At 60.7% G+C, this 21,315-nt stretch carries 23 protein-coding genes and 1 tRNA gene; 10 read left to right on the forward strand and 14 right to left on the reverse strand.

What is annotated here, in order from left to right:
- Positions 1-23: 23 nt before the first annotated feature.
- From LHU53_RS17565 to ytfE, 3 genes are read right to left on the reverse strand one after another with little or no spacing between them, the layout of a single operon-like run.
- Positions 24-269 (reverse strand): DUF3079 domain-containing protein, encoded by a 246-nt coding sequence (locus LHU53_RS17565; RefSeq protein ID WP_227334087.1) that lies wholly within the window; start codon positions 267-269, stop codon positions 24-26.
- 29 nt (positions 270-298) lie between these two features.
- Positions 299-1,753 carry a cytochrome c oxidase accessory protein CcoG gene (gene ccoG, locus LHU53_RS17570; protein ID WP_227334088.1) on the reverse strand — a complete coding sequence of 485 codons (1,455 nt, stop codon included), beginning with the start codon at positions 1,751-1,753 and terminating at the stop codon, positions 299-301.
- The gene (gene ytfE, locus LHU53_RS17575) at positions 1,750-2,469 is read right to left on the reverse strand and encodes an iron-sulfur cluster repair protein YtfE (protein ID WP_227334089.1); all 720 of its coding nucleotides are present in this window, start codon (positions 2,467-2,469) and stop codon (positions 1,750-1,752) included. The genes ccoG and ytfE overlap by 4 nt, the downstream gene beginning before the upstream one ends.
- A gap of 94 nt (positions 2,470-2,563) precedes the next feature.
- On the opposite strand from ytfE, the gene LHU53_RS17580 reads away from it, so the two are divergent.
- Positions 2,564-3,049: an Rrf2 family transcriptional regulator gene (locus tag LHU53_RS17580; RefSeq protein WP_227334090.1), complete on the forward strand. Its 486-nt coding sequence runs from the start codon at positions 2,564-2,566 to the stop codon at positions 3,047-3,049.
- Positions 3,050-3,066: 17 nt separating this feature from the next.
- Here the strand turns inward: LHU53_RS17580 and LHU53_RS17585 are convergent, their stop codons facing one another.
- From LHU53_RS17585 to LHU53_RS17595, 3 genes are read right to left on the reverse strand one after another with little or no spacing between them, the layout of a single operon-like run.
- Positions 3,067-3,777 (reverse strand): response regulator, encoded by a 711-nt coding sequence (locus tag LHU53_RS17585; RefSeq protein ID WP_227334091.1) that lies wholly within the window; start codon positions 3,775-3,777, stop codon positions 3,067-3,069.
- 7 nt (positions 3,778-3,784) lie between these two features.
- Positions 3,785-5,710: a type IV pili methyl-accepting chemotaxis transducer N-terminal domain-containing protein gene (locus LHU53_RS17590; RefSeq protein WP_227334092.1), complete on the reverse strand. Its 1,926-nt coding sequence runs from the start codon at positions 5,708-5,710 to the stop codon at positions 3,785-3,787.
- A gap of 52 nt (positions 5,711-5,762) precedes the next feature.
- A complete protein-coding gene (locus LHU53_RS17595; RefSeq protein ID WP_227334093.1) occupies positions 5,763-6,038 on the reverse strand; it encodes a hypothetical protein in 276 nt (91 codons plus the stop codon).
- A 169-nt stretch (positions 6,039-6,207) separates the two neighbouring features.
- Between LHU53_RS17595 and LHU53_RS17600 the strand changes: the two genes are divergently transcribed.
- The 3 genes from LHU53_RS17600 (at position 6,208) to LHU53_RS17610 (ending at position 8,016) form a co-directional block, all read left to right on the forward strand.
- Positions 6,208-6,783, forward strand: coding sequence for a carboxymuconolactone decarboxylase family protein (locus tag LHU53_RS17600; RefSeq protein ID WP_227334094.1), 576 nt, complete (start codon positions 6,208-6,210; stop codon positions 6,781-6,783).
- Positions 6,784-6,939: 156 nt separating this feature from the next.
- Positions 6,940-7,455: a YgjV family protein gene (locus LHU53_RS17605; protein WP_227334095.1), complete on the forward strand. Its 516-nt coding sequence runs from the start codon at positions 6,940-6,942 to the stop codon at positions 7,453-7,455.
- A gap of 18 nt (positions 7,456-7,473) precedes the next feature.
- Positions 7,474-8,016 (forward strand): YgjV family protein, encoded by a 543-nt coding sequence (locus LHU53_RS17610; protein WP_227334096.1) that lies wholly within the window; start codon positions 7,474-7,476, stop codon positions 8,014-8,016.
- On the opposite strand, the gene LHU53_RS17615 is transcribed toward LHU53_RS17610, so the two are convergent.
- The 8 genes from LHU53_RS17615 to lptF all read right to left on the reverse strand — a co-directional run bounded on the left by LHU53_RS17615 (position 8,013) and on the right by lptF (position 17,145).
- Entirely contained in the window at positions 8,013-8,714 is a 702-nt protein-coding gene (locus LHU53_RS17615; RefSeq protein ID WP_227334097.1) for an RluA family pseudouridine synthase, read from the reverse strand. The two genes, LHU53_RS17610 and LHU53_RS17615, sit on opposite strands and share 4 nt — an antisense overlap.
- Positions 8,668-10,830 carry an ATP-binding protein gene (locus LHU53_RS17620; protein WP_227334098.1) on the reverse strand — a complete coding sequence of 721 codons (2,163 nt, stop codon included), beginning with the start codon at positions 10,828-10,830 and terminating at the stop codon, positions 8,668-8,670. The genes LHU53_RS17615 and LHU53_RS17620 overlap by 47 nt, the downstream gene beginning before the upstream one ends.
- Positions 10,831-10,890: 60 nt before the next feature.
- The gene (locus LHU53_RS17625; RefSeq protein WP_227334099.1) at positions 10,891-11,037 is read right to left on the reverse strand and encodes a hypothetical protein; all 147 of its coding nucleotides are present in this window, start codon (positions 11,035-11,037) and stop codon (positions 10,891-10,893) included.
- 54 nt (positions 11,038-11,091) lie between these two features.
- The gene (gene ushA, locus LHU53_RS17630) at positions 11,092-12,735 is read right to left on the reverse strand and encodes a bifunctional UDP-sugar hydrolase/5'-nucleotidase UshA (RefSeq protein ID WP_227334100.1); all 1,644 of its coding nucleotides are present in this window, start codon (positions 12,733-12,735) and stop codon (positions 11,092-11,094) included.
- Between the two features lie 74 nt (positions 12,736-12,809).
- Positions 12,810-13,964, reverse strand: coding sequence for a pyridoxal phosphate-dependent aminotransferase (locus LHU53_RS17635; protein ID WP_227334101.1), 1,155 nt, complete (start codon positions 13,962-13,964; stop codon positions 12,810-12,812).
- A 2-nt stretch (positions 13,965-13,966) separates the two neighbouring features.
- A complete protein-coding gene (locus LHU53_RS17640; protein WP_227334102.1) occupies positions 13,967-14,920 on the reverse strand; it encodes a CysB family HTH-type transcriptional regulator in 954 nt (317 codons plus the stop codon).
- Positions 14,921-14,932: 12 nt separating this feature from the next.
- Positions 14,933-16,039 carry an LPS export ABC transporter permease LptG gene (gene lptG, locus LHU53_RS17645; RefSeq protein WP_227334103.1) on the reverse strand — a complete coding sequence of 369 codons (1,107 nt, stop codon included), beginning with the start codon at positions 16,037-16,039 and terminating at the stop codon, positions 14,933-14,935.
- Positions 16,036-17,145 (reverse strand): LPS export ABC transporter permease LptF, encoded by a 1,110-nt coding sequence (lptF, locus tag LHU53_RS17650; protein WP_227334104.1) that lies wholly within the window; start codon positions 17,143-17,145, stop codon positions 16,036-16,038. The genes lptG and lptF overlap by 4 nt, the downstream gene beginning before the upstream one ends.
- Here lptF and LHU53_RS19905 point away from each other — a divergent pair.
- The 6 genes from LHU53_RS19905 to LHU53_RS17680 all read left to right on the forward strand — a co-directional run bounded on the left by LHU53_RS19905 (position 17,075) and on the right by LHU53_RS17680 (position 20,817).
- Positions 17,075-17,311 (forward strand): hypothetical protein, encoded by a 237-nt coding sequence (locus tag LHU53_RS19905; protein WP_227334113.1) that lies wholly within the window; start codon positions 17,075-17,077, stop codon positions 17,309-17,311. The two genes, lptF and LHU53_RS19905, sit on opposite strands and share 71 nt — an antisense overlap.
- Positions 17,196-18,623: a leucyl aminopeptidase gene (locus tag LHU53_RS17660; protein ID WP_370632343.1), complete on the forward strand. Its 1,428-nt coding sequence runs from the start codon at positions 17,196-17,198 to the stop codon at positions 18,621-18,623. Before LHU53_RS19905 ends, LHU53_RS17660 begins: the two co-directional genes overlap by 116 nt.
- Positions 18,620-19,054 carry a DNA polymerase III subunit chi gene (locus LHU53_RS17665; protein ID WP_227334105.1) on the forward strand — a complete coding sequence of 145 codons (435 nt, stop codon included), beginning with the start codon at positions 18,620-18,622 and terminating at the stop codon, positions 19,052-19,054. The genes LHU53_RS17660 and LHU53_RS17665 overlap by 4 nt, the downstream gene beginning before the upstream one ends.
- Positions 19,051-19,371: a hypothetical protein gene (locus LHU53_RS17670; protein WP_227334106.1), complete on the forward strand. Its 321-nt coding sequence runs from the start codon at positions 19,051-19,053 to the stop codon at positions 19,369-19,371. Before LHU53_RS17665 ends, LHU53_RS17670 begins: the two co-directional genes overlap by 4 nt.
- Before the next feature lie 120 nt (positions 19,372-19,491).
- Entirely contained in the window at positions 19,492-20,622 is a 1,131-nt protein-coding gene (locus LHU53_RS17675; RefSeq protein WP_227334107.1) for a branched-chain amino acid ABC transporter substrate-binding protein, read from the forward strand.
- A gap of 105 nt (positions 20,623-20,727) precedes the next feature.
- Positions 20,728-20,817: transfer RNA gene (locus tag LHU53_RS17680), tRNA-Ser, on the forward strand.
- Positions 20,818-21,315 lie beyond the last annotated feature (498 nt).

Raw genomic sequence — 21,315 nt, forward strand, 5'->3', positions numbered from 1 at the left:
GGCCCACACCAGGCGCCAGCACCTCAGCGGATGGACCCTGGCTTCGGTATCTCGGCCACCGTGTTTTCGGAGACGACAGGCTGCGCGTCCGCCTGCGCCAGTCGGTCCAGTTCCCGCTGGCCCCAGGCCTGCCAGTCGTCGCCGAAAAGTTCTGACGGGTGCGGTGAGCGTTCGTTGGAACACCCCATGGCGTCCACGCTGCAGTATTGATCACAGCCCCAGCAGATGCGGTGCGGGTTGGCCGGGTGGATAGGGAATATTTTTGCCATGACAGGGTGTGGGTTCAGTGTGCGTACTGCTAGCGCGGGACCAGGAACGTGGACTTCTCATCGATGACCTGCGGCTGCTCGGCCGTCTGGGTCTGCACTTTAAAACGGATCGGGTGGGCCTGGCCGCGAAGCCCTTGCGCTGCGCCAGCGGGCAAACTCAGGCGCACGGTCAAGGAGCCGATGCCGGTGGGCGGTACGCTCAGGGTGGCGTCGGTGACCAGGGTCAAGCCCGGCAGACCGTGCACGCTGGTGGTGTAGCTGTGGGCCTGCTCGGTGTTGTTCATGATTTGCAGGCGGTAGACGTTCTCCACATCGCCGTTGCCCACTTCGCGCGCCATCACCCCGCGGTCCTTGATCACGTCCACCGAGAAACCTTGGCGCATCGACAAGCCGCCGATGAAAAGGCCGCTGCCTACCAGCAGCAGCAAGCCGTAGACCCAGACCCGTGGCCGCCAGACGCGCTTGAGCATCTGGCGCTGGGTCAGTTTCTCCGTCATGCCCTTGCCCGATGAATACCGGATCAACCCCTTGGGGTAATCCATCTTGGTCATGACTTCATCACAGACGTCGATGCAGGCGGCGCAGGCAATACACTCGTTTTGCAGCCCGTCGCGGATGTCGATGCCGGTGGGGCAGACCTGCACACACAACGTGCAGTCAATGCAGTCGCCCAGCCCCAGCGCCTTCGGGTCGGCGCTGCGCGAGCGTGATCCGCGTGCTTCACCGCGCTCGGTGTCGTAGGCGATGACCATCGAATCCATGTCGGTCAGGGCGCTTTGGATCCGGGCGTACGGACACATGTGTTTGCAAAACTGTTCGCGCAGGTAACCGGCGTTGCCATAGGTGGCTGACGCGTAAAACAGCACCCAGAAGCCCTCCCAGGGTGACAAGGACCAAGTCGCCAGGTCGCCGAGCAGCTCCCGGATCGGCGTGAAATAGCCGACAAAACTCAAACCCGTGACCAGACTCAGCCCGATCCACAAGACCTGTTTGCTGGTTTTGCGGGCGACTTTTTCAGCGCCCCAGGCGCTGGCGTCCAGCCGCATACGGGCCAGCCGGTCACCCTCGCTCAGGCGCTCCAGCCAGAGAAAGATCTCGGTGTACACCGTTTGTGGGCAGGCGTAACCGCACCAGAGCCGCCCGGCCACAGCAGTGAAGAAAAACAGCGTCAGGGCGGCCAGCACCAGCAGCGCAGCCAGATAAATCAGGTCCTGCGGTTGCAAGACCAGGCCAAAGATGAAAAACCGGCCACCCGCCAGGTCAAACAACACCGCCTGGCGCTCGTTCCAGTTCACCCAGGGCAGGCCATAAAAAACGATTTGCGTGACCCACACCATCACCCAGCGCCAGCGCGCGTACCAGCCCGCCACCGCGCGCGGGTAGAGCTTGACCTGTTCCTGGTACAGCGACAACACGTCGTCAGGTCCGGCGCCCCCTGGCACCAGCCGGATCGGGATGACCCGGGCGGCGGATGGCTTCTTCACAACGACCGTTCTGGCTGCCCGTTGGCGGGGGCGTCAAACTGCGCAAACAACAGGTTGTTCTCCAGATGGATGTGGTTCATCAAGTCGTTGGTGAGCTGGTTGACGCCGCCGTACAGCGCCCGCCAGGTGGTGCATGCGTCCTCAGGCGCGGTGGCATCGTGGGTGAGCGCCGCCAACTGGTCCAGCAGGGCGCCGTGGTCCAGATGTTCGGCCCGCATCATGTCGATGGGGTCGCCCACGAACGGGTTGCCGCCGTCCAGCAGCATGGGGAAAAGAATGGTCTCTTCCTTCTCCATGTGGGCCAACAGTTCCTGCTCCATGGTTTCCAGCAGATCGGCCAGGCCAGTCGGCACCAGCGGGTGATTGCGGTGCACCGCTTCCACCCGATCAGCCATGCGGATCAGCTCTGGCAACTGGTCACGGTGCACGGCGTGGTATCGGGTCAGGATGTGATCGATCAGCGCCGGTGGGTCTGATGCCACGGGTTGACTGGCGTCGCGCCGCAAGGCCTGCAGTTGGGCCAGTACCGCCTGAGCGTCCAACCCCTTGGCGGCGGCGGCCTGGCTCAGACTGATCTGGCCGCCACAACAAAAATCAAGTTTCAAGCGTCGGAAAACGGCGGTAGCGCCCGGCAGCTTGACCGCGATCTGACCCAGGGCATGCGCCGCGTCAGGGGTGTAGGTGTTGGCTGCCAAGGTGTCAGGTTGCGCAAACATGGGTCAAATCCTTTAAAGGTGAATTTACGATGAATATTATTTTAGACGTTAACATTCACGCGTGATGTTTCTTTAACGAACCCCTTTTTGACCTATGCGCCTGACCCAGTGGACGGATTACACCTTGCGTGTGCTGATGTATTGCGCCGCCTGCCAGGGGCGAGCGCAACCGGTCACGATCACCGAGATTGCCGAGCAGCATGGCATCTCGCGCAGCCACCTGACCAAAATCGTGCAGGAACTCGGCGCCCGCGGCTGGCTGGAAACCACACGCGGCCGCGGGGGCGGCATTCGTCTGCTGAAACCCGCGCAGGACATCGCTCTGGGTGAGGTGGTGCGCGCCACCGAGACCGATTTCGCGATGGTGGAGTGTTTTGACCCGGTGCAAAACCAATGCCGTATGAGCCAGCATTGCCGACTCAAAGCGGTGCTCTCTCAGGCCACGCAGCGTTACCTGGCGGTGCTGGACGGCGTCACGCTGGCCGATCTGGTGGCGTCTGCGGCGCCTGCTCGTTCAGCGTCTGCGGTCAATACCCGGCACCTGCAGCCGATTCCTGGGCTCCCGTTTCGCGAGGATTAAGCCCCGCTGCGTCCTGATCACAGCAGCCCGTGCTCGGACGCCATCACGGCGGCGTGCACCCGCGAACTCACCCCCAGTTTGCGCAGAATGTGCTGCACGTGGATCTTGACGGTGGTCTCGACAATGCCGTAATCGCGGGCAATCTCCTTGTTGCTGGCGCCGCGGGCAATGCCGCGCAGCACATCCTGTTCACGCGGTGACAGGCTGGCCAGTGCGCAGGCTTGGGGGCTGCGGCTGGGGCTGTCGGCGACCGGCTCGGCCTGACTGACCGGCGCAACGCGGGTCGACGCACCTTTGTAGGCGGCCACCAGTTTGCCCATCATTTCCGGGGCGATCACGCTGTCGCCGTGAAACGCGCGGTGGACCGCCGCGGTGAGCGCGTCACCTTCCATGGTTTTGAGCAGGTAGGCGCTGGCGCCGCCCTGCAAGGCGGCCAACAGGTCGCTTTCGTCCTCGCTGACGGTGAGCATCAGGATGCAGCAGTTGGGCGCGGCTTCCAGCAGCGAGGGCAGGGCATCGACGCCGCTGACGCCGGGCAAATGGTTGTCCAGCAGGATCACGTCGGGTTGTAGCTCCTGGGCTTTGCGCAGGGCCTGCCCGGCGTCCGCCGCATCACCGACCACGGTGAGCAGCGGGTCGCGCGACAACAAGGCGGTCAGGCCGCGGAGAAACAGCGTGTGGTCGTCAACCACCAGGATCCGGATTGGTGTGTTGTCAGGCGTGTTCATCTCAATCTCATGGGGTTGGCAGGGCAGGCACGGCTTCGCGCTGGACGGGTTTGTGCGCGCTGGGGTGTGGCACAGACGGCAAGGTCAGAATCACCGAACTGCCGCGCAATGGGGTGGATACCAGGTCAATCTGGGCCCCGATGCGCTGCGCGCGCTCAGCCATGATGCGCAGGCCGACATGCGTCTGGTCGTGCTGGTCGGCGTCCGGGTTGAAGCCGATGCCATCGTCTCGTACCTCAAAGCGCCAGCTGGGTTGCTGCTGCACGTCCAGCCACGCCTGGGAGGCATGCGCGTGTTTGCGAATGTTGGACAAAGCCTCTTGCAGGATGTGCAGCACCTGAATCTGCACGTCGGGGCTCAGCGGCAAGCCTTGGCCCTGCATGCTCAAGGTTGATTTGATGCCGCTTTGCAGTTCAAACTTTTGCAAGGTGGTGGCTAGGGCAGGTTCGATGTCTTCGGTGTTGGTGCGGGTCCTAAAGTGCAGCAGCAGCTCGCGCACATCGCCGTAACTCTCTTTCACGCCCACATCGATTTCTTCGAGAATTTTGGCCACCTCGTCGGCCTGGCCGGTTTTCAGCGCATCACGCATCAGCTGCACCTGAATTTTGAGGAACGCCAGTGATTGGGCAATCGAGTCATGTAACTCGCGCGCCAGCAGGTGGCGTTCTTGCGATACGGCGGCTTCCTTTTCCAGGGCATTGAGGCGCAGGTTTTCCATGCCGCTGGCCAGGTGGCTGCTCAGGGCTTCAAACAGCGAGCGTTCGGCGGGCGTGGGCTCGGTTCTGGCGTGGAAGAACAAATCCACCTCCCCCATGAAATGCCCGTGCAGGCGAACCGGGATGGTGACCAGGGTCTCGAACCCGGCCCGGGCACAGTGAGGTTGCTGGGTGGCAGACAGGTTGTGGATCGGGATCACGCTCAGGCCCGCGCCCGGGTCGGCCGAACCACAGGCGCAGTCACCCGAATAAATGCATTGTTCAGCGTCCACCATGTTCGGCGGCAGCCCATGGGTGGCCAGCAGCAGATAACGCTGCCCACCCTGGCTGGACCAGCGCAGCGCGACACCATCCGCGTGCGAAATCTTGGCCAGACTTTGGGTGAATTCCTGCGCCAAGGTGTCGAGTGAGGTGGCCTTGGTCACCAGCGCGGTGACCTCGTACAGGCTCGCCAGCCGCTCGGACTTTTCCTGCAGCAGCCGGGTTTTCTCGGCCACCTTGCTCTCCAGATTGCGGTACATGGACTGCAGGTGTTCGGCCATGCCGTTGAAGCCCTCGGCCAGGGTGCCGAATTCGTCGCTGGTGACGCGCGCCACCCGGGCCTCAAAGTCACCCAGCTGGATCTTTTCAATGGCTTGTTTGAGCTGGCCGACCGGCTCCAGCACAAACATGTAACCGGTGTAGAGCAGGACCGTGGCACCCAGGATGACCGAGCCCAGCATGCTCAGCTGCAACAAATGCAGCAGCGCGGTCCAGCGGGCCAGATGCACCTCGATGCCGTTGACAAAATGGTCAATATCCGCAGCAAAACGCACGGTATCCGAGCTGAGTTCCTCAAACCGTTGCGGGGCGGCCTGGATCCAGCGCTGCTGGTAACGCGCCCAGTCGGTCTCCACCACGGCAAAACGCTGGCGCGTGTCGTCGTCCCAGGGCACAAACAGCGGTCGGTTCGGGTCGCCCTGTTTCAGCGTGGCCAGGCTGCGGTCAAATTCGGCGGCCTGTTCGGGCACCAGTTGGGTGTTGCCCGTGCCAATGGACAACGACAGCCGGTAAGACTGCATGCGCATGCGCCCGGCTTCATTGACCGCTGCGGCACCGCCGTCGAGCTGCCACGACACCCACAGCGTGGCCACCGTGGCCATGAACACCAGCAGCATGAACGGCGCCCCCACCATCAACAGTTTGGCGCCCAGACTCCAGTGTCGGGTGTGGGTCATGGGGGCGTCGCTCTATGGGCTGGCCGGATCATGGCGCCTGCCTGGCGGGTGGTCAGGCGGTGCCTTGGGGCGCCGTGTCGTCGCCTTCTGCCAGCGCTTGTTCAAATTCAGCCAGCTCTGCGGCAATGGCGGCATATTTTTTGGATTTGGCCCGGTTGTCGACCCATGTGAGGGTTGCCGCTTCCAGATCCGCTTTGAAATGGGCCAGTGCAGCTTGTTTGATGTCGGGCGTTGAGGGACCGGACCACAGGTCGATCAGCTCGGACAGGCCGTTGTCAAAGTCGTCGAAGGTTTCAAGCGGCGTCCATGGGGCGGCGGTATCAATCATTTTTTCTTTCGTTCAGGGTGTGGGTGTCAGTGTGGCGAGCCAAGCCCGCGGTGGCCGGACCGCATCCCGGTGTGAGGCCTGTGCCTTCATCACGCTGGAGCGGCGGTGCCCGTGGGCAGATCGTGGCCTATCATACCGGCGGCTTACAGCATCACGAAAAGGCAGCGCCGTGCTCTCCATCACCACCCCCGAGTCGCATGTTTATCCCTGGTATGTCCGGGTGTTCTTTTGGAATCAAAAACGCCGCTACGGGGCGATTTTGGAGCCCGCTCGCCTTTGGGGCCGTACCCCCAAGGTGTTTGCGGCCTTGGCGCTGCTGTACGGCGCGCTGGACCGGCGTTCGTCACCCCTTGAGCCGTCGTTGCGAACACTCATCACGGTGCGGGTATCCCAAATCAACTGGTGCAGCTTTTGTGTGGACGTCAATGCGGCCACAGCGTTAAAACGCGACATCAGCGAAGCCAAATTGCTGGCTGTCGCTAGCTTTGCCGACAGCCCTTTGTTCTCGGAACGGGAAAAAGCTGCTTTGACTTACGCCGAGTCCATGACACATTCAGATCAGCGGTCATCGGGCGAGGTGTTCACCACCCTGCGTCGCCATTTCAGCGACGACGCCATCATCGAACTGACCGCGTTGATTTCGTTTCAGAACCTGTCGAGCAAGTTCAACGCCGCGCTGCAGGTGCCGCCGCAGGGTTTCTGTGCGTTGTCACCGGTGCTTTCCCAGGAAAGCGCTTCCAGCTGACGGGGGCCGTTGAAGCGCCGCGACAGCAGGCAACGCGCCGGACACAGGTGCGGGCTCAGGTTCCCGTCGATGCCGGCAGGGATTAGGGTTTACCCTTAGAATTCACACCTTTCTGAATTCTTACTCATCCGCGCCAAGGCATTGGCGCCTTCCACCATGTCCCTTCATCTCATCGACGTGACCGGTATGGCCGCTCTGACCCTCAACGTGGCAGGGCTGGTGCGGACCTCCGACCGCTCACTGCGCCATTCCACGGGATGGGCGTCTGCGCTCTGGGCTGCCAACAATTTGTTGATCGGTGCCCAAAGTGCTGCGGCGTTGAGTGTGCTCAGTGTCGGGCGGCAGGTGTCGGCATCGTCGGTGCAGGGGAGAAGTGATCGCACCAAATTGTTCACCTGTCTGGCCTTCCTGGTGGTGACGCTGGGCATTGGTGCCTTGACCTGGGACGGCATGACGACCTTGTTTGCGATGGCAGGCTCGATGCTGGCCACCTACGCCATGTTTTTCATGCGTGGTGTGGCGTTGCGGGTGGCCATGATCGGTGTGGCGTCGCTGTGGATGTACAACGCCTGGGCCTACGATTCATGGTGGCAGATGTTTGCCAACACCCTGAACGGCACCGCCGCGGCTTATGGCGCCTGGCGTGCGTCCAAAGCGCAAGCGGCCAGCTGAGCACCCGAGGGGCGGGTCGTGCAGGGTTGGCTTGACACGGCACAACTGTTTGGCTACGCAGCATTTGTGCTGGGTGTGGCGTCTTTTTTACAGAAGACCGACAGGCGCTTCAAAATCTTCATGGCGCTGGAATGTAGCGCCTACATGGCCCATTTCATGTTGCTGGGCAACCCGTCTGCCGCGGCGAGTTCGCTGGTGTCGGTCACACGCTCGGTGGTGTCCATTTACACCCGGTCGGTCTGGATCGCGTTGATTTTTGTCGGTATCAATGTGGCGCTGGGCTTCAAGCTGGCCACGGTCTGGTGGAACTGGTTGCCGCTGATGGCTTCTACAGCCGGCACCCTGGCCATGTTTCTGTTCACCGGCATTCGCATGCGTCTGCTGATGTTGCTGGGCACCCTGTTCTGGATTGCCAACAACGTGCTGTCCGGCTCGATTGGCGGCACTGCGTTGGAAGTCATCATTGCCGCCACCAACAGCTACACCATCTACAGATTGTGGGCCCAGGCCCGCAGGGTGCCGGCGAACACGCAGGGCGCCGTCAGCCCGGACCTGGCTTAAAACGGTGTCGGGCTGACAAACCGGATGGGCTGCCCGGTGACGGGGTGCATCAAGGCCAGTTCGGTGGCGTGTAACAACAGACGCGCTGACTTGTCCACCACATCGGCAGGCGCGTAGAGGGCGTCGCCCACTATGGGGTGCCCGATGGCCCGCAGGTGCACCCGCAGTTGGTGAGACCGCCCCGTCAGGGGTTCCAGCTGAAGACGGCTGGTGTGGGTGGCCCGGTTCACCGACACCACTTGCCAGCGCGTCTGGCTGGGTTTGCCCGCCTGAACGTCAATGACACGCAAAGGCCGGTTGGGCCAATCCAGTGCGATAGGTAAATCGATCTGTTGCCACGCGCCGCTGTCGCTGCCTTCAGGCACGGTGACCAGCCCATCGACCACGGCTTGGTAGCGCTTGTGAACGGTGCGGCTGGCAAAGGCGTCGTTGAGCAGGCGCTGCACCTCAGCGTTCAGGGCCATGAGCATCAGGCCAGAGGTGCCCATATCCAGTCTGTGGACAACGCTGGCGGTGGGGTAACTGCGCTGTACCCGCGACGACAAACAGTCCTGCTTGTCCGCACCACGACCCGGCACACTCAACAAGCCGGCGGGTTTGTCCAGGACCAACAAGGCATCGTCCTGGTAGACGATGGCATAACCATCGGGCTCAGGGGTCGACACGGCATTGGCACAGCAGTTTTTGAACCGTGTCACACAGCTCTTCGATGTCGTTGGGCTTGTGGATCAAAGCCCGGGCACCGGCAGCCACCGCATCGCGTTCGATTTCGGGCGTGACATAACCCGATGCCAAAGCGGTCGGCAGATCGGGCCGCAGGGCGGCCACATCACGAATCAACTCGACACCGCTGTAGCCTGGCATGTTGAAATCCGTCACCAGCAGATCGGTCTGGGTCGGGTCGGCCCGCAGCGCTTGCAGCGCCTGTTTCGGGTCGGTGAAGGTGCTGACCGCGTAACCGCGGCGGGTCAGCAAGCGCTGCACCAGGAACACCAGTGCCTCGTCGTCATCCACATACATGACCTTTTGGCCCGTGCCGCAGGGGGCGCTGGCTGGCGCGACGCCTGGCGGCTTCAAGCTGGGGGCCGGTGGCGGCACATCGCCGTTGAACGGAAACAACAAGGTGAAGGTGCTGCCCTGGCCGGGCGTGCTTTGGACCCGTACGCTACCCAAGTGCGCCCGCATGATGCCGTGCACCACGGACAGCCCCAGGCCGGTGCCTTGTCCGACCGGTTTGGTGGTGAAAAACGGCTCGAATACGCGCTGCAAAACCTCCTCGGACATGCCTACGCCAGTGTCACTGACGGTGAGTTTGATGTGCTGCGCACGTAACCCGGCGCGCCGCTCGCCAGGGGTGTTGCGGCTGCGCCGGGTGTAGTCCAGCGTCACGCGGATCGTGCCTTTGCGTTTGCCGATGGCGTAAATGGCATTGGTGCACAGGTTCAGCAGGACTTGTTCGATTTGTGTGGCATCGGCCAGCACCGGGGGGGTGTCGGGCTGGATGTCCATCACCAGATCCACCTGCGGTGGCAGGGTAACCTTGAGCAGGCGGGTGGTCTCCATCACCACATCGGCCAGTTGCACGGGGATGCGGTTCGGCGGCTCATTGCGGCTGAAGGTCAGAATTTGCCGCACCAGATCGCGCGCCCGCCGCGCGGCTTTGTCGATCTCGCGCAGGCTGGTGGCCACCGCCGAGTCCAGATGGGCGTCTTCGCGGGCCAGCTCCACATTGCCCAGGATGGCGCTGATGATGTTGTTGAAATCGTGCGCAATACCGCCTGCCATGGTGCCGATCGCCTGCATTTTTTGCGATTCACGCAGCTGCGACTCCAGCGTGGCGCGGTGGGCTTCCATCTTTTTTTGCGCCGTCAGGTCGCGGGCGAAAAAAGTGACGATATCGCCATCCGGGTGATGCTCAAACGACAGGCTGATGTCCAGCGGGACGGTGTCGCCCTCGGTGGTGATGCCGGACATTTCGCCCAGCTGGGCGTGGCTGGTGATGTCGCTGTAGGACAAGGCACGCACCGCGTCAGGCAAAAAATCGACCAGCAAGCGCCCCAGCGCCTGCTCTGCCGGGCAACGGAAGAGAGTCGCGGCGGTAGGGTTGAAAACGATGATGCGCTGCAGCCGGTCGACACAAATGATGGCATCCAGCGACGAATTGATGATGGCCGCCAGATGTGTCTTGCTTTGCAACAACTCGGTGTTGCGCTGCTGCAGCGTGTCGGCGCTGGCTTGCAGCGCGCTGCGCTGGGTGAGCAAAGGTCCCTGATCAATGATGGCGCAAATGAAGGTGTTGCGGTCTTCCTGGGTGGAATCGATGCGCGAGATATGCAGGTCACCGGTGATGGTGCCATTGGAGGCGCCGTCAAACCGCAACTCATTGAGCTCGCAGGCACCGGCCAGCCGCGCGGTGGCAAATCCTTCCAGCACCGCGTTCAGGTCGTTGGCATGGACCAGCGGCTGAAAATACGTCAGCGGCGGGTCACTCTCCACCGGGCGCAGCAAGGCCAGGGCCCGGGCGTTGTTTTCGAGGATCTGGCCGCTGTCATCCACCACCATCAGCGCCAGCGGGACGTTCGAGAACAGCGTCACAAAGCGTTCATACGCACCCTCGGCCGCACTCTGGCTGAAACGCAGCGCCTTGTTCTGGATTTCCAGCTCTGACTGGTAGTGGCGCAGGTCATCGACCAGGCGGGCCGTGGAGACACCACCGCCTGACGGCATCACCCGGCGCTCAGGGCCGCCCAACCGTTGTTTGACGGGCAGCGCCGACGGCGCTGGGTGTGAACTGGCTCGAAGAGGTTTCCTCATGCGCACCCGCATCAGGACGGCGCGGCGCGTGCCGCTGCCATCCACCGTGTCATGGCCGGATCAACGCGGTGCGTTTTTAAGCTTGCCACGTACCGGCACCACCGTGACGATGGTCGGGCGCACAGCGTCTGCTGACACGGGCTTGGGGGGAGAGGTGTCTTTTTTGGGTTTTTTCACCATTTTTTGGCTTTGCTGACCTTTGGCCATGACAGTTCTCCTGAGTTGATTGCCTGCGCGCCATCGCGGCGTGAAGTGCTTGGATTATCGGCGCACCACGGCCGAGCCGGGCGCAAAGTCAGCCGCCTTCAAGGGACTGTTTTTGCTGATGAAGGCACGCAAAACATCGGCATCCACAAAGCCGGTGTTGACAAAACCGGGGTGGCTGGACAGCTTGGGGTAGCCGTCGCCGCCGCTGGCTTGAAAGTTGTTGATGGCCAATCGGTAGGTTTTGCCTGGCAACAGGGCCTGGTCGGCGATACGTACCTGGCTGACCACCCCTGCGTTGATGTGGAGCGCCACGCCGGCAAATTGCGGGAAGGCGCCAGAGCCCGGTGCCATCCTGGCAGCTGCGTTCAGATAGTCCAGCAGTTCCTGACCCGTCAAATCCACGGTGCAAACGGTGTTGCCAAAGGGGTGCACTTTGAGCACATCTTTGTAAGTGATCACGCCCGCACCCATGGCGTCGCGCACACCACCGGCGTTGACGATGGCCAGATCCGCACCGGTTTTGGCCATCATGGCCCGGCCAATCAAAACACCCAGGTTGGTGGGCTGGCTACGCACCACACTGCGGTCACCTTCCAGCCGGGCATCGGTGGTGCCGATCTGGATGGCGAGTTTGTCCTGGCCAAATTTCTGGTAGGGCGCCAGCAGCGCCAGCATGTCCGGGTGCTCGGGGATGGGGTTGGTGTAGGGCACCAAGGTGGTTTTACCGTCAGCAGACTTCACCGGTTTTTTCAGGTTGATCGGGATCAGCGCATAGCTGACCAGCTTGAATTCGCCGTTGTGATATTCAAAGTCGGCCCGCCCCACATATTTGCCCCATTCGTGGGCTTGCACAATCCAGGCGCCGTTTTGACGATCTGGCTGGCAGGCGGCGCCCGGCACATAGGCACGGTCCAGCACATTCTCTGCCTTCATGCAGGCCGGGTTTTGGGTGTGGCCGCCCACCACCAGGTCAATGCCGGGCACGGCGCGCGCCATTTCCACGTCACCCGCGGCCTGGTTGCCGTGCTGGCCGTTTTCATAGTGGCCCATGTGGGTGGCGGCGATCACCACATCCGCTTTAGCGCGCAACTCGGGCACCACCTTGGCGGCTTCAGTGATTGGGTTGCGGAAGTCGAGGTGCGCCACGTTGTCTGGCAACGCCAGCTTGCGGGTGTCTTCGGTGGTCAGACCCATGACGCCAACGCGCAGGCCACCCAGGTTGAACACCTTGTAGGCCTCGAACATGCGCTGGCCGTTGTCGTAAATGTTGGCCGAAAGCATGGGGAATTGCGCCAGATCGCGCTGCATTTTGAGCACCGCCAGCGGTTTGTCAAACTCGTGGTTGCCCACCGCCATGGCCTGGTAGCCCAGCAGGTTCATGCCTTTGAAGTCGGGCACGGCGTCTTGCAGGTCAGACTCGGGCACGCCGGTGTTGACGTCGCCGCCATCGAGCAACAAAACCTGCCCGCCTTGTGCGGCAACCTCTTTGCGCACGCCGTCAATGACGGTCTTGCGCGCGGCCATGCCGTATTCACCGTCGCTGTTTTGCCAGAAGTGGCCGTGGTGGTCGTTGGTGTGCAGCACCGTCAGGCGGTAGGTTTTGTCGCGTTCGGCACCCTGTGGAGGCGCAAACGCACAGCCCGACAAAACCAAAATCAGACTGAACGACAGGACGACCGGGCTTGATCTCAGGTGCATGACACGACTCCTTGGTGGTATGGGGCGCCAACCCCGGTATGGCTTGGGTGATCACCCCAATGACAAACCGCTTTTTATCCGATGGTCTGCAGCTTTTCAAGCGCCAGCGCCAGCGTTTCGGTCTTTTTGGCAAAGCAGAAACGCACCACCTGCTGCTCAAACCCGTTGCCGTAAAACGCGGACAGGGGAATCGCTGCCACGCCAACCTCTGCGGTCAGCCACTGGCAAAACTCGGCGCCACCCAGGTCATTGATGGCCGAGGTGTCCACACACTGAAAGTAAGTGCCTTCGCATGGCAGCAGTTTGAAGCGTGTTGTGGCCAGGCCCGCACGAAACAGGTCGCGCTTGTGCTGGTAAAAGTCCGGCAGGGTCAGGTAGGGCGCCGGGTCAGCCATGTAGTCGGCCAAGGCGTATTGCACCGGCGTGTTGACGGTGAACACATTGAACTGGTGGACCTTGCGAAATTCAGCCGTGAGTGCGGCGGGCGCCGCCACGTAGCCGACTTTCCAACCCGTCACGTGGTAGGTTTTGCCAAAGCTGGAAATCACAAACGCGCGCTCAGCCAAGCCGGGAAAGCGCGCGACACTCTGGTGCTGCTGGCCGTCATAGACCATGTGTTCGTACACCTCGTCGCTGATCAGCAGCACGTTGGTGGGGGCCAGCAACTGTTCCAGTCGCTGCATGTCAGCCGCCGACCAGGTGGTGCCGCTGGGGTTGTGCGGGGTGTTGATGAGGATGGCGCGGGTGCGCGGCGTGATGGCAGCGCCAATCAGCCCAAATTCGGGGCGAAACGTGCCAGGGGTCAGTGGCACCCGCACCGCCACCCCGCCTGCCAGTTCGATGTTGGGCACATAACTGTCATAACACGGCTCCAGCACGATCACTTCGTCACCGGGGTGAACAATGGCCAGGATGGTGGTGAGAATGGCTTGTGTGGCCCCGGCCGTCACGGTAATTTCGGTTGCAGCCGAATAGCTGCGGCCATACATGGCTTGTAATTTGGTAGCAATGGCTTCTCGTAAAACGGGCACACCGGCCATTGGCGGGTACTGGTTCAGGCCTTGCTGCATGGCCCGGGTGACGGCATTCACCAATTGCGGGTCGCAAGCAAAGTCTGGAAACCCCTGGCCCAGGTTGACGGCATTTTTTTCAGCCGCCAGCGCCGACATCACCGTGAAAATGGTGGTGCCAACATTGGGCAGCCTGGAGGTCAGGGTGGGGCAGGGCATGGTCAGAGTTCGTAGTCATTGATGTGGCCGGTCATGGCGCGGGCCACCAGGTTGCGATCGAGCCGGCTGCTGAGGAATTCGGCAAACTGGTAGACAAACTGGCGCAGATAGGCGCCGCGCTTGAAGGCCACCCGCGCCACGTTTTGGCCAAACAGGTGCCCGGCGGGTTTGATGACCAGCGCACTTTTGGCGCCTTCTTCCAGCACATCGCGTACCGACATTTCTGCCGCAATGCCAATACCCAGCCCCAGGCGCACATAGGTTTTGATCACGTCCGAGTCGATGGCTTCCAGCGCAATGCGCGGCTCGAGCTTGCGGGTGGCGAAGGCGCGGTCGATTTTGGTGCGTCCGCTGTAAGACGGGTGGTAAGTGACCAGTGGCTCTTTGGCAATGTCTTCCAGCGTGATGTGCTCTTTGCTGGCAAGGGCATGCCCTGCGGGCAGCACCAAGACATGCTGCCATTCGTAACAGGGCAGGGTGACCAGGTCTTCAAAATTGGCCAGCGATTCGGTGGCGATGCCAATCTCTGCCACCTCATCGAGCAGCATGCGCGCCACCTGTTCGGGAGAACCCTGGTGCAGACTGATGTTGACCTTGGGAAAGTTCTGGCGCAGTTTGGCCACCGGTTCGGGCAAAAAGTACCGCGCCTGGGTGTGCGTGGTGGCAATGGACAAGGTGCCGCTGTCGCCCAGGCAGTGTTGTTCACCAATGCGTTTGAGGTTGCCCACCTCGCGCATGATGATGGCGATACTTTTCAGTACCTGCTGGCCCGGCTCGGTGACGCGTTTGAGGCGTTTGCCGTGGCGGGCAAAAATCTCGATGCCGAGTTCATCCTCCAGCTCGATGATGGCTTTGGACACCCCTGGTTGCGAGGTGTGCAGCGCTTTGGCGGCCTCGGTCAGGTTCAGGTCGCGGCGCACGGCCTCCTGGACAAAACGAAACTGGTGCAAGTTCATAAATTCACTTTCCTACCTTCGCAAGACCAGCCAGGCAAACGCCGTGAGCGACAACACCGAGTAAATCAGGCCGGGCAGTGCGGCGGTCAGCCAAGGCTGCCAGTTCTGCAGGTTGCCCATGTAGCCAAACACGTTGTTGAGCAAAAAGAAACTGATGCCTGCCATCACGCCGCCAAACACATAGGTGGTGATGCCGCCCGCGCGGAAATGCAGGTAGGCAAAAGGCAGGGCTAGCACCACCATCACCAGGCAGCTCAAGGGGTAAAACACCTTGCGCCAGAATTCGATCTCGTAGCGCTGGGCGGTCTGGGAATTGGCCTGCAGGTGCTGGATGTACTGGAACAGGTCCAGCGTGTTCATGCGCTCGGGTTTGAGCAAGGCGGCTGACACCATTTCAGCGCTGATGCCATTGGGCCAACGCAGGGAGGCCTGGTTGGCCCGGTCAATTTGCGCGCTTGTGCCGTCTTGGATGGCGAATTCAGTGCGGTCAACATCTTTGAGCTCCCAGGCCCCGTCGCGCTGGATCTCCGCTGACGTGGCCTGCGTCATGGACGCCAGGAACCCCCGGTTATCAAACGCAAAAATGCGAATGCTGCGCAAGCTGCCATCGGGCGCGAGTTGCCCGACATTGACCGCATAGGTGCCATCAGCCTGTTTCTCCTTTAACCAGGCACCGGTCTGGCCGACCGAGATATGCCGTGTGTAGCGCGCCTTGAGCAGTTGGGCTGCGCGGTCAGCGGCTGGCGAGGCATAGTCACCAATGGCAAAGGTCAGCGCCACAAACGCCAGCCCCAGAATGAGCAAGGCTTTCAAAGCGCGCCAGGGGTCCAGCCCGCTGGTGCGCAGGATGGTGTACTCCGAGCTTTGTGCCAGCCTGGCCATCACATAAATGGTGCCGATCAGCACCGCAATCGGCATCAACTCGTACAGGTGGTTGGGAATCAGCAGCAGCACATACAGCAGGGCGCGCCCCAGGCTGTAACCGGCGTCCGCGTACTGCCCCACCGCCTTGACCTCGTCGACAAAGTCAAAGAAGAAAAAAAGCGACAGAAACCCCAGCACCACAAAACCGATGGCACTGATCACCTCGCCATACAGCAGTTTGCGTAGTGTCTTCATGGTGTCGTCCCTGAGGGGGTGACGCTGCGCCCGATGAGCTTGCGCCAATGCCAGTTGTTGTGCCCCTTGGCCAGCCACAACAGCGCCAGCAGCGCCACACTGCCGTGCAACAACAGCATGAACGCGGCAAACGACATCTTGCCCGATGCGATCCAGTTCTGGCCCAGATTGAGCAGGTTGTGGTAGGCGATAAAGGCAAACATGGCAAAAAACAGGTTGACGTTTTTGCTGACCCGCGGGTTGACGTTGGAGATGGCCACCCCAATGATGACAAAGTTGATGCAAGCCAGCAGCAACCCGATCCGCCAGGCCAGTTCACCCAGATGCGCGGGTGTGCGGTTTTGCAGCAAGGTGAGTGTGGGCAGGTTATCCACCGGTATGGCCTGGTTGACGCCGGCCACTTTGGCGCTGACCTGCACCCCGTAGACCTCAAAATCGCTGATTTTCAAATCCTGGGCGCCAATGGTGCGCTCAAGCCGTTGGCCATTGCTCAGCACCAAAAACTGTCCCTGCGGCAACATCTCGATGCGGCCGTTGCGCGCCGAGGTCACCGTTTCCTTGCCGTTTTCGGTGGAGGCAATGAACACATTCGAGCCAGACGCCTCCCCGGTGGTGTTTTTCTCAACAAAAAACACCCGTGCACCGTTGCTGGACTCCTGAAACTGGCCCGGCTCGACCCGGTCCAAGTCACCCCGTTGTTCATACTGGGTCCGGAGTATTTCAATACGCTGCTGTGTCCAGGGCAGCACCAGCAGCGCCAAGGCCGCCACCACGGCAAAAATGGGCCAGGAAAAGCGCATCAGCGGCGCCACCAGGCTGCCCAGCCCTTTGCCACTGCAAAACCAGATCACCATCTCACTCTCGCGGTACATGCGCGACAAGGTGGCAATGATGGCGATGAACAGGCCCATGGTCAGCAGGGTCGGCATGTACCCCAGCACCGTGTAACCCATGATCAGCGTCACGTCCGACGGGTTGAAGGTACCGCGTGTGGCCCGACCCAGCGTGCGGATCAGCGTCATGGTCATGACGACCGTGACCAACACCACCAGCGTGGCGCCGAAACTGCGGGACAACTCTTTGCGTAAAGAGGAATGGAATAACATGGCGCTAAAGGAAACCCGCGATTATGAACTTTGCTCTCAAGCCCCTCGATTTGCGCCGCCTAAGCAGCGAAAAAACAGACGTTTTATTGGTTTTTTTGACCACCGCCTTCAAGCCCGAGAAAGACGTCTTGTCAAACTGGATCGCCAAGGTGATGAAATCTGGTGACCTGACGCCCCAAGCCGGACAAGTGCTGGATATTTTCCGCCCTGACGGCCTGGCCTGTTCCCGCCTGGTGCTGCTGCATGTGGGGGAGGGTGCGGTTGCGGACATCCGCAAGGCTGTCTTGGCCGCTGAGGGTCTGATCAAAAGCGCCAAACCCAAGGCCTTGACCCTGAGTTTTCTGCAAACGCCAACGGCGCTGGCGCTGCGCGTGGCAGTGACCACACTGGCGGATGCCACTTATGTCTACACCGCGACCAAGTCCAAAGCCGAAGGCCGCACGGTTCAAAATGCGACGTTCATGTTGCCAGATGCGCTGTCCCTGCGGGTGGAGTTTGACCGCGCAGTTGCCGCCGTGGCCGGGATTGAGCTGGCCAAGGAATGGGGCAACCGTCCCGCCAACCACGCCACGCCAACGGATTTGGCCCACGCCGCGCGTGATCTGGCCAAGTTGCCCAAGATCAAATGCGACATTCTGGGCCCCAAGGAAGTCGCCAAGCTGGGCATGGGCGCCTTTCAGGCGGTGGCGCAAGGCTCTGACGAGCCACTTCGCTTCATTGTTTTGCGCTACAGCGGTGCGGCCAAATCGGCAGCGCCGGTGGTGTTGGTGGGCAAAGGCATCACCTTTGACAGCGGCGGCATTTCCATCAAACCCGCTGCCGAGATGGACGAGATGAAGTTTGACATGTGCGGCGCGGCCAGCGTGTTGGGGGTGTTCCGGGCGCTGGCCGACCTGCAACCCGGCATCAATGTGGTGGGCTTGATCCCGGCCTGTGAAAATTTGCCAAGTGGCCGCTCCATCAAGCCGGGTGATGTGGTCACCAGCATGAATGGCCAAACCATTGAGATCCTCAATACAGATGCTGAAGGCAGGCTGGTGCTGTGTGATTCGCTCACTTATTCAGAGCGTTTCAAACCCCATGCGGTGGTCGACATCGCCACCTTGACCGGTGCCTGCGTGATTGCCCTGGGCGCTGTGCGCAGCGGCTTTTTTTGCGCCGATGAAGACCTGTCGCGGGCGATGGTCATGGCAGGCGAGTCGTCCCAAGACCTGTGCTGGCCGATGCCGCTCGATGACGACTACGCCGAGGGCCTCAAAACCAATTTTGCCGACCTGGCCAACGTGGCCGGGCGCCCGGGCGGTGCCATCACCGCGGCCAAGTTCCTGCAAAAATTTACCGGCAAGTTTCCGTGGGCGCATCTGGACATTGCCGGCACCGCCTGGAAAAGTGGCAAGGCCAAAGGTGCGACCGGTCGGCCTGTGGGCCTGTTGGTGGACTACCTCATGGCACTTGACGCGCAGGACCAACAAGCGTGACCCAGGTTGCGTTTCACTTCAATGTGGACAACCGGCTGCATTACAGCTGTCGGCTGGTGCGCAAGGCCGTGGCTGCGGGCACCACACTGACGGTAACCGGACCACCAGAAGTGCTAGCGCAGTTTGACCGGGACCTGTGGGCGCTGTCAGCCACCGATTTTTTGCCCCATGCCCGTGTCGGTGACCCCGCATCGCTGGTGGAGAAGTCCGCCGTGCTGCTGTGCGAATCCTTGCATGGTGCTCCCTCGCGTAACGTGCTGCTCAATCTGGCGGACACTGTGCCTGTTGGTTTTGAAGGGTTCAACCGGCTGATTGAGGTGGTCACCGCCGACCCGATGGAGCGCAGCCAGGCCCGACTGCGCTGGAAACACTACACCAAGTCGGGTCTGGAACTGATTCAACATGATCTTGGCTTCAGGACAACGCCATGAACTCCCCCAACCGTCACCCCCCCCGCTTTATCCCGACATTGACCGAGGTGGTCGACCCGGCCAGCCTCACCACCACGGCACGGCAAAGCAAACCTGATGTCGAAGCGCTGATTGCTCAGGTGCAGCGCCAGGTGCAGCCGATCTTTGAGCGCAGACTTCAGGAAGAGGTTGATCGACTGGTGCGTACCTTGGTGGCCCGCCAGTGGGACGATGTCAGCGCCAAACTGCAAGTCGAGGTGGACATGTTTGTGCGTCAGGCCGTGATTGATGCGCTGGGCAGCCAGAATGCGCCTGCGGTCACCCATCCGCACGGTTGAGACCCAAATAACCGCTGCTTCCTTGGTGAACACCCTATGAGGCTGGCGCAAAAATTGCTGTATCGTTGTCGTTGCTGAATCGCTTGATTCACAATTATTTTTTTTAACCTGGAGTTGTCTATGCAAATGAAATTGAAATTGACTGTGGCTGCAGCGATTGCGGTGGCCGGTGGCGTTGCTCTGGCTCAAGAGATGGTCGTCAAGATTGGTCACGTCGCCCCCATGTCGGGTGGCCAGGCCCATTACGGCAAAGACAACGAAAATGGCGTGCGCATGGCCATTGAAGACCTGAACGCTCAGAAAGTCACCATTGGTGGCAAAACGGTCAAGTTCGAACTGGCAGCCGAAGACGATGCCGCTGATCCAAAACAGGGCACCGCCGTTGCACAAAAACTGTGCGACGCCAAGGTTGCTGGCGTGGTGGGCCACCTGAACTCCGGCACCACCATTCCTGCGTCCAAAATTTACAACGACTGTGGCATTCCTCATGTGACTGGCGCGGCGACCAACCCCAGCCTGACCAAGCCTGGTTACAACACCACCTACCGCATCATCGCCAATGACCTGGCGCTGGGCGGTGGCTTGGCTGCCTACGCAGCCGACACGATGAAACTCAAGAAATTTGCCGTGATTGATGACCGCACCGGTTACGGGCAACCTCTGGCTGAAGTGTTCATCAAGGATGCCAAGGCGAAAGGCATTGAAATTGTTGACCAACAGTTCACCAACGACAAAGCAGCCGACTTCATGGCGATCCTGACGCAAATCAAGTCCAAGAAGCCTGATGCGATCTTCTTTGGTGGCATGGACGCCCAAGCTGGTGCAATGTTGCGCCAGATGGAACAGCTGGGCATGTCCAACGTCAAGTACTTTGGCGGTGATGGCATTTGCACCAACGAGTTGATCAAAATCGCAGCGGGTGCCAAGACCCTGAACGGCGTGGTCTGCGCAGAAGGTGGTTCCTCCATTGCCAAGATGCCAGGTGGCACGGCATGGAAGGCCAAGTACGATGCCAAGTACCCCGGCCAGTTCCAGATTTACAGCCCCTACACGTACGATGCCACCTTCGTTTTGGCAGATGCCATGAAGCGCGCCAACTCGGCTGACCCGAAGGTGTACATCCCCTTCATCGCGTCAACCAACCTGAAAGGCGTGACCGCCAACATCGCGTTCGAGAAGACCGGTGAAATGAAAAACCCGTCAATGACGCTGTCCACCTACAAGGACGGCAAGAAGGTCGCGTTGAATTAATTCAGTTCCACCCCTTCCGGGAAGCCACCTTCGGATGGCTTTTTGTTGCCACTTTGGCAGTTTTGCGAAAAACAACCAGCTGGCTCGGTTAAACTAGCGGGCTTCGGAGCGGTGGATGAGCGGTTTAAGTCACACGCCTGGAAAGCGTGCGTGGGGTAAAACCCACCGCGGGTTCGAATCCCGCCTGCTCCGCCAGTTAGTATTGAAAATCCCTTGTAAATCAATAATTTACAAGGGATTTTTTTCGTCTGTACGCATTTTGAATGCGATTTTTTATGATGGCAAATTACTTAATTTCCGCCAAAATTGCGCCCGTTTTGCACCGGAAGTGTGCCCGTTTTGTGCCGGTGTCTCCTGCGCTGCGGTTTTTGAGATAAGTCGCACTTTTTTCTGCGTTCAAGCCGGAAAATTTTGACGATGCTTTCAGCCCGCGCTCTATTCTTCGAACCAAGCCAAACCTGCAAATCGCCGGGCTTGTCTTGTCCCATTCGGGTAACGATCGCTATCGCAACACCGCCGCTCGGTTTGGACTCATTGGGGATGTCGTTCGACAACCCCAGCCGTGAGGCTCTCAAGAAACACCACACAACTGATTGATTTGCATGGTGTTTTCAAACGGGATTTTCAGTAGCCACGAGTTGCATCCCCATGGTCTTGGCACGCTGGGCGAGGTTGTGCAAGACCCGCTGGCGG

Source organism: Rhodoferax sp. U2-2l (genome assembly GCF_020594515.1).
Classification (GTDB): Bacteria; Pseudomonadota; Gammaproteobacteria; order Burkholderiales; family Burkholderiaceae_C; genus Rhodoferax.